The sequence below is a fragment of the Oceanicola sp. S124 genome (assembly GCF_000220565.1).
In the GTDB taxonomy this organism is placed as follows: domain Bacteria; phylum Pseudomonadota; class Alphaproteobacteria; order Rhodobacterales; family Rhodobacteraceae; genus Pseudooceanicola.
This window is the reverse complement of sequence record NZ_AFPM01000219.1, coordinates 1-10,279: the sequence shown is the minus strand read 5'-3', so window position 1 is coordinate 10,279 and position 10,279 is coordinate 1. Positions and strand designations below refer to the sequence as shown.

At 68.0% G+C, this 10,279-nt stretch carries 11 protein-coding genes; 8 read left to right on the top strand and 3 right to left on the bottom strand.

Annotated elements, in window-relative coordinates:
• Window positions 1-518, bottom strand: a 518-nt coding sequence (locus tag OS124_RS0115325) for a FecCD family ABC transporter permease (RefSeq protein ID WP_010140644.1), incomplete at its 3' end; no start/stop codon positions are given.
• Window positions 515-1,501 carry a FecCD family ABC transporter permease gene (locus OS124_RS0115320; protein ID WP_010140643.1) on the bottom strand — a complete coding sequence of 329 codons (987 nt, stop codon included), beginning with the start codon at window positions 1,499-1,501 and terminating at the stop codon, window positions 515-517. The genes OS124_RS0115320 and OS124_RS0115325, both read right to left, overlap by 4 nt.
• Before the next feature lie 114 nt (window positions 1,502-1,615).
• Here OS124_RS0115320 and OS124_RS0115315 point away from each other — a divergent pair, with 114 nt between their 5' ends.
• Window positions 1,616-2,521: an ABC transporter substrate-binding protein gene (locus tag OS124_RS0115315; protein WP_010140642.1), complete on the top strand. Its 906-nt coding sequence runs from the start codon at window positions 1,616-1,618 to the stop codon at window positions 2,519-2,521.
• 87 nt (window positions 2,522-2,608) lie between these two features.
• Here OS124_RS0115315 and OS124_RS0115310 read toward each other — a convergent pair whose 3' ends face one another.
• The gene (locus OS124_RS0115310; RefSeq protein WP_010140640.1) at window positions 2,609-3,361 is read right to left on the bottom strand and encodes a GntR family transcriptional regulator; all 753 of its coding nucleotides are present in this window, start codon (window positions 3,359-3,361) and stop codon (window positions 2,609-2,611) included.
• Between the two features lie 209 nt (window positions 3,362-3,570).
• On the opposite strand from OS124_RS0115310, the gene OS124_RS0115305 reads away from it, so the two are divergent.
• From OS124_RS0115305 to OS124_RS0115275, 7 genes are all read left to right on the top strand, one after another.
• Entirely contained in the window at window positions 3,571-4,644 is a 1,074-nt protein-coding gene (locus tag OS124_RS0115305) for an ABC transporter ATP-binding protein (protein ID WP_029375479.1), read from the top strand.
• Between the two features lie 27 nt (window positions 4,645-4,671).
• Window positions 4,672-5,910, top strand: a complete 1,239-nt coding sequence (locus OS124_RS0115300; RefSeq protein WP_010140637.1) for an extracellular solute-binding protein — start codon at window positions 4,672-4,674, stop codon at window positions 5,908-5,910.
• A gap of 73 nt (window positions 5,911-5,983) precedes the next feature.
• A complete protein-coding gene (locus OS124_RS0115295; protein ID WP_010140636.1) occupies window positions 5,984-6,949 on the top strand; it encodes a carbohydrate ABC transporter permease in 966 nt (321 codons plus the stop codon).
• Window positions 6,946-7,803 (top strand): carbohydrate ABC transporter permease, encoded by an 858-nt coding sequence (locus tag OS124_RS0115290; protein WP_010140635.1) that lies wholly within the window; start codon window positions 6,946-6,948, stop codon window positions 7,801-7,803. The genes OS124_RS0115295 and OS124_RS0115290 overlap by 4 nt, the downstream gene beginning before the upstream one ends.
• Window positions 7,800-8,483 (top strand): N-acetylmannosamine-6-phosphate 2-epimerase, encoded by a 684-nt coding sequence (locus OS124_RS0115285; RefSeq protein ID WP_010140634.1) that lies wholly within the window; start codon window positions 7,800-7,802, stop codon window positions 8,481-8,483. The genes OS124_RS0115290 and OS124_RS0115285 overlap by 4 nt, the downstream gene beginning before the upstream one ends.
• On the top strand, window positions 8,480-9,388 hold the full coding sequence (locus tag OS124_RS0115280; protein WP_237708126.1) for an N-acetylglucosamine kinase: 909 nt from the start codon (window positions 8,480-8,482) through the stop codon (window positions 9,386-9,388). Before OS124_RS0115285 ends, OS124_RS0115280 begins: the two co-directional genes overlap by 4 nt.
• The gene (locus OS124_RS0115275; protein WP_010140632.1) at window positions 9,375-10,256 is read left to right on the top strand and encodes an N-acetylmuramic acid 6-phosphate etherase; all 882 of its coding nucleotides are present in this window, start codon (window positions 9,375-9,377) and stop codon (window positions 10,254-10,256) included. The genes OS124_RS0115280 and OS124_RS0115275 overlap by 14 nt, the downstream gene beginning before the upstream one ends.
• Window positions 10,257-10,279 lie beyond the last annotated feature (23 nt).

The window sequence follows — 10,279 nt, the reverse complement described above, 5'->3', positions numbered from 1 at the left end:
AGCGCCGAGAGGGCGACCCCGTAGAGGATCAGCCGCAGCGGATCGCCGGCGCGGCGGTCAAAGACGGTCAGCAGGGCGATCAGCGCCGAGAGGCCGAGCGCCCCGAGCACCGCCGCCAGGGGCAGCCAGTGGATCGAGACCGTCAGCACGTTGTTGTCGTTCGAGAAGAAGAAGAGGAAGGTGACCACGCCGAGGGCGGCGCCGTCGCTGACGCCGAGGATCGAGGGCGCGGCAAGCGGGTTGCGCAGGGCGCGCTGCATCAGCGCCCCCGACAGCGCCAGCGCCATGCCCGCCAGCACCGCCAGGGCGACGCGGGGCAGGCGCAGGGTCCAGATGATGATCTCGTCCATGTCGCTGCCCCGTCCGAGCAGCGCCGCCGAGACTCGGGCGGGCGACAGGAAGCTGGTGCCCAGCCCGGTGGCCAGGATCAGCCCGGCCAGCAGCAGCAGGCCCAGCAACAGCAGCCGCCAGCGCGGGGCGTGAGGACGGGCGGCGGTCGGTGTGGGGGCCATGCTCATGCCGGTCCTCCTCTGGTGCGGCGCAGCAGGTGGATCAGGAAGGGCACCCCGACCATGGCCAGCACGGCGCCGATCGGCGCCTCGCCGGGGGCGACGATGACGCGGGCGAGGATGTCGGCCATGACGGCGATGATCGCGCCGGTCAACAGGGTCGCCAGGGCAAGGGTGAAGAAGGGAAGCCGCCGCGTGCTCAGGCGGCGGGCGATATGCGGCGCGACAAGGCCCAGGAAGACCACGGGCCCGGCCAGCGACACCGAGATCGCCGCCAGCAGCGCCGCCAGCGCCAGCGCGCTCAGCCGCAGCCGGGTCACGCCGACGCCGATGCCCTGGGCGCTCTGGTCGTCGAGGCGCAGCGCGTCGATCCCGCCCGAGAGCAGGGCGCAGCTTGCCAGTGCCAGCAGCAGCAGGGGCAGTGCCACGGAAAGCAGCGCCGTCGGCCGGTCGGCGAAACCGCCGGACAGCCAGAACAGCAGGGTCTCCATCGCCGTCTCGTCCAGCAGCAGCATGACCTGGGTCAGCGCGCCCAGCATGGCGGCGATGGTCACCCCGATCAGCAGCGTGGTGCCGTCCCCTCCGGCGGGGCCAAGCGCCAGGCCGATGCCGAAGACCAGCGCCGTGGTCAGCAGTGCGCCCGCCACCGCCAGCAGCGCCATGGGCAGGGGCGCGGTGACCGCGAAGACCGTCAGCCCGAGGGTCACCGCGAAGGCCGCTCCGGCGTTGACCCCCAGAAGCCCCGGCTCGGCCAGCGGATTGCGCGTCACCGCCTGCATCAGCAGCCCCGACAGGCCAAGTGCGCCGCCGCAGGCTGCCCCGATCAGGGTGCGGGGCAGGCGCAGGGTGCGGATGATGATGTCCTCGGTGCCGGTGCCGCCCTGCAGGGCCGCCCAGACCTGACCAGGGCTGTAGAACCGCAGGCCCAGGTGCAGGCTTGCAATGCAGGCCAGCAACAGAAGCAGGAGTAGCAGCGGGAAGGCTCGGGTCATCTTCGGTGTCTGGTCCCGGTCGCAAGGGGTGTCAGGATCGCGTTGACATACCCGAGTAAAAAAGTAAATAAAAGCTCATTTCTTGAGCGAAACAATCGGATAAGGGGGGTGCCCATGGTCAACCTTGGAACAGTTCTGCGCGGTCTGGGGCTTGCAGCCCTGCTGGCAACCGCGGCGCAGGCGCGGGATGTCGAAACCGTCGTCGGTACGGTCACGGTGCCGGATGCGCCGGCGCGGGTGGTCGTGCTGACCAACGAGGGTACCGAGGCGGTGCTGTCCATGGGGGTGGTGCCTGTCGGGGCCTCGAACTCGTGGAATGGCAATCCCTGGTGGGATCACATCACCGAGGCCATGGGCGATGCGGTCCCCCTGGGCACCGAAAGCGCCATCAACCTCGAGATGATCGCCGCGTTGCAGCCTGACCTGATCCTGGGCAACCTGCAGCGGCACGAAGAGATCTATCCGCAGCTTTCGGCCATCGCGCCGACCGTGCTCTCCGAGCGCCTGCGCGGCGACTGGAAGGTCAATCACCGCCTCTATGCCGAGGCCCTCGGGCGCACCGAGGAAGGCGAGGCACAGATCGCCGCCTATGACGCCCGCGTCGCGGACCTGCGCGCGGCCCTGGGCGACAGCCTGAACGAGAAGGTCTCGGTGATCCGCTTCCTGTCGGGGCAGATCCGCATCTACCAGCTGGACAGCTTCTCGGGCGTGCTGCTGAAGGACGTTGGCTTTGACCGGCCCGAGATCCAGAATGTCGAGGATTTCGCCATCCGCACCGGCAAGGAGGCGATCCCGGACATGGACGGCGACCGCATCTTCTACTTCACCTACGACAACGGCAACGGCGAGGGTATCGCGGCGGCCGAGGATGCGCTGAACGACCCGCTCTGGCAGTCGCTGTCGGCGGTTCAGGCCGGCAAGGTGCACGAGGTCAGCGATGCGATCTGGAACACGGCCGGCGGCGTGCTGGCGGCGAACCTGATGCTGGACGACCTGGCGCGGATCTACGGCGTCGAGTGAGGCGGTGCGATCCCGGGCAGGACCGGGGCGGGAACTGACATCCGGCGCGCCGAGGGGCGCGCCGGATGTTTGCGTTTCCAGGGTTGGCTAGCTGCCGAACTCGCTGACGATGCGATGCGCCTCGGGGTGGAAGACCGCCTCTGTGTGCTCGATGATCGCGCCGGCGCGGTCAAAGCCCCGCCGGGTGATCTTCAGCGCGGCGGCGGCGGGCAGGGCGCGCAGACGCTCGGCCACCTTGGGCACCATGTTCACGGCGCTCACCTCCTGGACCACGCGCGACGGCAGGCTGCGGTTGGCCCGCAGCGCGGCATAGATCGACTGGTCGATCATCGAGACATCGGGCAGGGCCTCGGTTGTGAAGGTCGAGCGTTCCAGCGACATCGGCCGTTCGTCGACCAGCCGCAGCCGCTCGAGCCGGACCACCTGCTCTAGCGCCGGGCGTCCGAGGATCAGCCGATCGTGATAGGTCGCCGGCGCGACATGGCGCTTCAGCCAGATGGTGCGGCTGGTGCGGCCCTGGCGGCGCAGGATGTCGGTCAGCGAGGTCACCGGCGGCACGGGCGCGCTGTCTGCGCGGTCTGAGACATAGGTGCCCGAGCCCTTCTTCTGGTGCACCAGCCCGCGCTCGGCCAGCAGGGCCAGCGCCTTGCGGATGGTCACCCGGCTCTTGCCCGAAAGATCGGTCAGCTGGCGTTCCGAGGGAAGCCGGGCCCCGGCGGGCAGGGCGCCGCTCTCGATCAGCTGCGACAGCCCGTCCCCGAGGCTGCGGTAGAGTGGCCCGGCCTCGTCCGCCTCTGCCAGGCAGTCGCGAATCAAGTCGAGATGGGGGAAGCTCTGCATGGGCGCGTCCGGTCTGCTGATGTAATACCACTTTGATACAACTGGGCAGTTTCTCGATCAACGGGAAATTGCCGACCATGATGATTGGCTGTGACAGGCCCTTACTTCAATGGCTATCGCCTCATTGGTGTTTCAGTGGTATCTATTTTGTATTAAATTGTTTGCCATTGGTATGTCTCATGGTATTCCTTCCCGAAAAGGGGGTCCGCATGGCGCAACTATCTCTCCGGGGTGTCCGCAAGAACTTCAGGAACGTGGAGGTCCTGCGGGGCATCGACCTCGAGATCCACGACCGCGAGCTGGTGGTCTTCGTCGGTCCCTCGGGCTGCGGCAAGTCGACCCTGCTGCGCCTGATCGCCGGGCTGGACGATATCTCGGAGGGGGAATTCACGCTGAATGGCCGCTCGATGCTGAACGTGCCGCCCTCCAAGCGCGATATCGCCATGGTGTTCCAGAGCTACGCGCTCTACCCCCACATGAACGTCTACGAGAACATGGCCTTCGGGGCGCGTCTCATGGGGCTGTCCAAGGACGAGGTCCAGAAGCGTATCGACGAGACCGCCGCGACGCTGCAACTGGGCCCGCTGCTGCAACGCAAGCCGCGTGAACTGTCGGGCGGGCAGCGCCAGCGGGTCGCCATCGGCCGGGCGCTGGTACGCAAGCCCGCCGTCTTCCTGCTGGATGAGCCGCTGTCGAACCTCGACGCCGCCCTGCGCTCGGAGGTGCGGCTGGAGATCGCCAAGCTGCACAACGACATCGGCGGCACGATGATCTACGTCACCCATGACCAGGTCGAGGCGATGACCCTGGCGGATCGCATCGTGGTGCTGCGCGACGGTGTGATCGAACAGGTCGGCACCCCGCGCGAGCTTTACGAGACCCCGGCCAATGCCTTTGTCGGCACCTTCATCGGCTCGCCGCGCATGTCGCTGCTGAAGGCGGTCCGCGACGGCGACCGCTTCGGCGTGGCGGGCAGCGGCGCGGTCCTGCTGCCGGAGGCGCCGGAGACGGGCGCGACGGTCACCCTTGGCATCCGCCCCGACGCGATGGCGCTGGCGCCCGCAGGCGATGCGGATGGCTTCGAGGCGGAATTCGAATATGCCGAGTACCTCGGCAACGAGGCCTATATCTACGCCCGCCTCGGCGACGGGACGCGCATCAGCCTGCAGGGCGACACCAAGGCCCTGACGCACCGCCCCGGCGATGCTGTCAGGCTGCGTCCGAACCCGGCTGAAATCCACTACTTCGACAGTGAAACCGGAAGAAGTTTCCGTCGGACCTGAAGACCAACCCCAACTTGTGAGGATACCATGAAGACTTTCGTCAAGACGCTCACCCTGGGCCTGACGGCCGGCGCCATCGCCGCGCCCGCCATGGCACAGGAGCTGTCCCTGTGGAGCTGGCGCCAGGAAGACCGCGCCGTCTACGAAGAGCTGATCGCCGCCTTCGAGGCCGAACATCCCGAGATCACGGTGACCTTCGAAGCCTTCGAGGCGTCGAGCTATGCTACCATCCTGTCCACCGCCCTGGCCGGTGACTCGGGTCCCGACCTGATGATGGTGCGCGCCTACGGGGCGTTCGAGGCCGTCGCCGGTGCCAACTACCTGATGCCGCTGACCGAGGCCGACGTGCCCGGCCTGGCCGACATGACCGCCCCCGCCATCGCCGCCCAGACCCTGCGCGCCGACGGCAAGGTCTATGGCGTGCCCTTCGCCTCGCAGACCATGCTGGTGATCTACAACAAGGGCATCTACGAGCAACTCGGCCTGAGCGAGCCGCAGACCTGGGACGAGCTGATGGCCAATGCCAAGGCCGTCAAGGATGCGGGCATGTATGCCTTCGCCAACGGCACCGCGACCGCCTGGCAGAACGAGACCATCGTCTCGGCCCTGACCTCCTCGGTCGTCGGGTCGGAGTTCTTCGACGAGATCGTCGCGGGGACCACCGATTTCACCGATCCGCGCTACGTCAGCGGTCTGCAGCACCTGCAGGATATCAGCGCCTACTTCCCCGATGGCTTCACCGGGCTCGACTATGCCTCGTCGCAGCAGCTCTTTGCCTCGGGCATGGCGGCGATGTTCGCTGGCGGCTCCTTCGAGATCGCCAACTTCCGCGCCCAGAACCCCGATCTCGAGATCGGCGTCTTCGCCGCGCCCGGCGAGGCGGCCGAGGACGAGAAGCTGGTCGGTGTCTTCTTCGACGGTGGCTATGCGGGCAATGCCACCACCGAGCACCCGGAGGCCGTGAAGGCCTTCCTGGCCTATACCGCGACGCCCGAGTTCGGCCAGGTCTTCGCCAACAAGCTGCGCAACATCACCCCGATCGCCGGCGTGACGCTGGAAGACGGCCTGCTGAACGAGATCGCCGAGCTGAACCGCGCGGCCGTGCCCTACATCATGCTGACCAACTTCCGCTACGAAGAGCCCTCGGGCTCGGTGCTGCTGCAGGCGGAAGTGCAGAAGATGCTGGCCGGTGAAAGCACCCCGGAAGAGGCCGCCGAGGCTGTGACCTCCGGCATCGCGACCTACTACGCGCCCTTCCAGGACTGATCCGTCCCGGATGTCCGGCCGCCGCCTGCGCGGCCGGACAGACCTTCCCCCACGTCGAAGCCAGGAGACCCCCATGCCCGCCCCCACTTTGAACGGCATCTCCCGGACGCCTGCGCGGACCCCGCGCCTGCGCGTCTCGGGGCGCGGCCTCTGGATCACCTTCCTGCTGGTGCCGCCGGTGGTGGTCATGGCGCTCTTCGTGATCTACCCGATCTTCTCGGCGCTGGCCTATGCCTTCTACGACTGGCAGGGGCTGGCCCGTGGCGACTTCGTCGGCTTTGCCAACTTCGAGAAGGTGCTGTTCCAGCAACCCTTCGCGGCAACCACCTGGAACGCCTTCAAGAACAACATCTTCGTCTTCTTCGCCCTGATGATCATCCAGAACGGCCTGGGCTTCATCCTGGCCTATGCGCTGTGGCGTGACCTGCCGGGCGCGCGCTTCCACCGCATCGCGGTCTTCCTGCCCGTGGTCCTGTCGACCGTCATCATCGGCTATGTCTGGAAGCTGTTCTTCCACCCGATCTTCGGCGCCGTGAACCAGCTGCTGAAAGCCGTCGGCCTCGGCAGCCTCGCGACGCCCTGGCTGGGCGATGCCGATACGGCGCTGAACGCGCTGATCTTCGTCAACGCCTGGGCCTGGGTCGGCTTCCCGACGCTGGTCTTCCTGGCGGGCCTGCAGCGCATCCCCTCGGAAATCCTCGACGCCGCCCGGATGGAGACCGATTCCGAGCTGACGCTGATCCGCCGGGTGATCTGGCCGCTGATCGCGCCCTCGGCCACGGTCTGCTTCGTGCTGCTCTTCATCGGCTCGTTCAACTGGTTCGAGCTGCCCTACATCATGGTCGGCCTCGACGGCTCGCCCTATGGCAATACCGACGTGCTGGGCCTCTACTTCTACCGGACCGCCTTCGGCAACCAGTCGGCAGGCATCCAGGACTTCGGCATGGGCTCGGCGCTGGCGGTGCTGATGTTCCTCTTCATCGCCGTGGTGGCGACGACCTGGACAATCTACCTCCGCAAACGGGAGATCGAGGTATGAGCATGGAGAGCCGCTACGACAAGCCCGGCCTGCTGGCGACCTACGGTCGCGACGGTCTGATGCAGATCATCCTGATCGCCAACACGGTGCTGATGCTCTTCCCGATCGCCATCATGGTCATGTCGGGCTTCAAGTCGAACATCGAGATCTTCCAGGATCCCTTCTCGATCCCCGATTTCACCAATGTCTCGAACTTCGTCGCCATGGCGACCGAGACCGCCTTCATGCGCTACCTGCTGAATTCGGTGGTGGTGACCGGCGCCTCGATCTTCCTGCTGCTGACCCTGGGCCTGATGGCCGCCTATGCCATCGCGCGCTATGAATTCTGGGGCTCCAGCTTCCTGCTGCTGTTCTTCATGGCCGGGCTGATGGTGCCGCTGAAGCTGGCGATCATCCCGCTGTTCATCCTGTTCCGCGACATGGGGATCCTCAACACCCACTGGGCGCTGATCGCGGTCTATACCGCCATGGGGCTGCCCTCGACCGTGTTCATCATGACCGGCTTCATCCGCACCCTGCCACGAGAGCTTGAGGACGCCGCCCGCATGGATGGTGCCTCGGAGTTCCGCATCATGGTCAGCGTGATGATCCCGCTGTGCCGCCCGGCGATGGTGATCGCGGGGATCTACAACCTGGTGCCGATCTGGAACGACTTCTTCTTCCCGCTGGTCTTCATCCAGAACGACGCGCTGAAGACGCTGCCGCAGGGGATGACCAGCTTCATCGGAGAATATGCCACCGACTGGGGGGTGATGTTCGCCGGGCTGACGCTGGCGGCGGCGCCGATCACCATCATCTACATCATCCTGTCCAAGCAGTTCATCAACGGCATGACGGCGGGGGCGGTGAAATGAGCCTGATCGCGAAGGGGGGCCTCGTCGTCTCGTGCCAGGCGCGGGCGGACAATCCGCTGCACGGGCCGGTGCACATGGCCGCCATGGCCCGCGCCGCCGAAGAGGCGGGCGCCGTGGCGCTGCGCGCCAATGGTCCCGCCGATATCGCCGCGATCCGTGCCTGCACCTCGCTGCCGGTGATCGGCATCAACAAGATCTTCGCCGAGGCGCCGGTCTACATCACCCCGGACCGCGCCGCCGCGCGGGCGGTGATCGGGGCGGGGGCGCAGATCCTCGGGCTGGACTGCACCGAGCGTGACCGGTGCAGCCCCGACCGCTGGCAGGACGTGCTGGAAGAGGCATGGGCCGCCGGGGTCGAGACCTTCGCCGATGTCGCCTCGCTTGAGGAGGGTCGGCGGGCGGCCGAGGCGGGGGCAAGCTATGTGGCGACGACCCTGTCGGGCTACACCGACCCGGGGGCCCCGGCGCCCGAGGGCCCGGACTATGACCTGATCGAGGCGCTGGCCTCGGCGGTTTCGGTGCCCATCATTGCCGAGGGGCGTATCGCCACGCCCGAACAGGCGGTTGAGGCCTTCCGGCGCGGCGCCCATGCGGTCGTGGTCGGCACGATGATCACCAACCCCCGGGCCATCGCCCAGGGGTTCGTGCGGGCCCTGGCCCGACAGACGACAGGAGTGTGACCTTGTACCTGGGTATGGATATCGGCGGCACCGCCTCTCGCTGGGTGCTGGTGGATGCAGAGGGCAGGACCGTGGATCGTGGCATCGCCGAGGGCGCCAGCGGGCTGATCTACGACGCCCGCAGCCTGGCGCGCTTCCGCGGCGCCATCGAGACGGTGCGCGATGCGCTGCCCGGCGCCGTCGCCTTCGCCGAGTTCGGTATCACCGGCGCCGGCTTTTCGCGCCATCCGCGCATCGAAGAGCAGGTCTCGGACATCCTCGGCCTGCCGCTCGAGCGGTTCAGCTACTCCAGCGACATGGGGCTGGCCTGGCGTGCAGCCTTCCACGGGCGGCGGGGGCACCTCGTCTCGGCGGGCACCGGCTCGGTCGGGATGACCTATGATGACAGCGGCGAACGGGTGGTCGTCGGCGGGCGCGGCATCCTTGTCGATGACGCAGGCTCGGGCGTGTGGATCGCCCTGCGCGCCATCCGTCACCTGTTCCGCCTGAAGGACGAGGGCAATGGAACCCGCGACGCCGAGATCCTCGCCTCGACCGTCTTCACCGCGCTTGGCGGCAGCACCCATGACGCCATGCGCGATTATGTCTACGGAGGAGACCGGGGCCGCATCGGGCGGCTGGCCGTCGCCGTGGCCGAGGCCGCCCGCGAGGGCGATCCGACCGCTCAGGGCCTGCTGCGCGAGGCGGGGCAGGAGCTGGCCCACCTCGGCCGCATCATGCTGACCCGCTGCGGCGAGGCGCCGGTGGCCTTCGTCGGCGGCGTGCTGGCGCTGGACCCTTCGATCCGCGAGCAGATCACCAGCGACCTTGCCGGGCACGAGGTGGAATTCCCCCGTATCGACGCCGCCCTGCATGCCGCCCTCATTGCCAAGGAAAAGGACGAAGCCCTCCATGATTCCCACTGAGCGCGCCGCCGCCCGCTACAAGGGCCTCGAGACTTGGCCCGTCCGCGACATGGTCGAGGCCATGCTGGAAGGCCAGGTCGCCGCCGTGGCCGCGACCCATGGCACCGCCGCCCCGATGGCCGAGGCGGTTGAATTGGCCGCCGGGCGGCTGGCGCGTGGCGGGCGCCTTCTCTATCTCGGGGCGGGGACCTCGGGCCGTCTCGGCGCCATCGACGCCGCCGAGCTGCCCCCCACCTTCGGCTGGCCGCCCGAGCGCGCCCTGTCGCTGATGGCCGGCGGGCAGGGGGCCTTCGTGACCGCTGTCGAGGGCGCCGAGGACGACGGTGCCGCCGCCGTGGCGGTGCTGGACGAGATCGGCATGGGCGCCGATGACGTGGTGATCGGCCTCGCCGCCTCGGGGCGCACGCCCTACGTGGTCGAGGGGCTGCGCCATGCCCGCGCAGCGGGCGCGCTGACCGTGGCCATCGGCAATGCGCCTGAGGGTCCCATCGGCCGCGAGGCGCAGTTCTACCTCGTCGCCGACACCGGTGCCGAGGTCATCGCCGGTTCCACCCGGATGAAGGCCGGCACGGCGCAGAAGGCGATCCTGACCTGCCTCTCGACGGCGATCTTCGTGCGCATGGGCTATGTCTACCGGGGCCGCATGGTGGACATGCGCCCGACCAACGAGAAGCTGCAGACCCGCGCCCTGCGCATGGTGGCAGAGCTGGCCGATGCCCCCGAGGCCGAGGCCGGGGCGGCGCTGGCCGAGGCCGAGGGCTCGATCAAGCTGGCGGTGGTCATGCTGCTGCTGAAGCTCGGGCGCGTCGAGGCCGAGGCAAAGCTGGCCGCAGCCGAGGGGCGGCTGCATATCGCGCTGACCGCGTGAGATGGATATCGCGATCCGGGAAA

Bases quoted from the DNA above. Each gene is read 5' to 3' on its own strand.
- OS124_RS0115320 (WP_010140643.1), bottom strand. From the start codon at position 1,501: ATGACCCGAGCCTTCCCGCTGCTACTCCTGCTTCTGTTGCTGGCCTGC.
- OS124_RS0115315 (WP_010140642.1), top strand. From the start codon at position 1,616: ATGGTCAACCTTGGAACAGTTCTGCGCGGTCTGGGGCTTGCAGCCCTG.
- OS124_RS0115310 (WP_010140640.1), bottom strand. From the start codon at position 3,361: ATGCAGAGCTTCCCCCATCTCGACTTGATTCGCGACTGCCTGGCAGAG.
- OS124_RS0115305 (WP_029375479.1), top strand. From the start codon at position 3,571: ATGGCGCAACTATCTCTCCGGGGTGTCCGCAAGAACTTCAGGAACGTG.
- OS124_RS0115300 (WP_010140637.1), top strand. From the start codon at position 4,672: ATGAAGACTTTCGTCAAGACGCTCACCCTGGGCCTGACGGCCGGCGCC.
- OS124_RS0115295 (WP_010140636.1), top strand. From the start codon at position 5,984: ATGCCCGCCCCCACTTTGAACGGCATCTCCCGGACGCCTGCGCGGACC.
- OS124_RS0115290 (WP_010140635.1), top strand. From the start codon at position 6,946: ATGAGCATGGAGAGCCGCTACGACAAGCCCGGCCTGCTGGCGACCTAC.
- OS124_RS0115285 (WP_010140634.1), top strand. From the start codon at position 7,800: ATGAGCCTGATCGCGAAGGGGGGCCTCGTCGTCTCGTGCCAGGCGCGG.
- OS124_RS0115275 (WP_010140632.1), top strand. From the start codon at position 9,375: ATGATTCCCACTGAGCGCGCCGCCGCCCGCTACAAGGGCCTCGAGACT.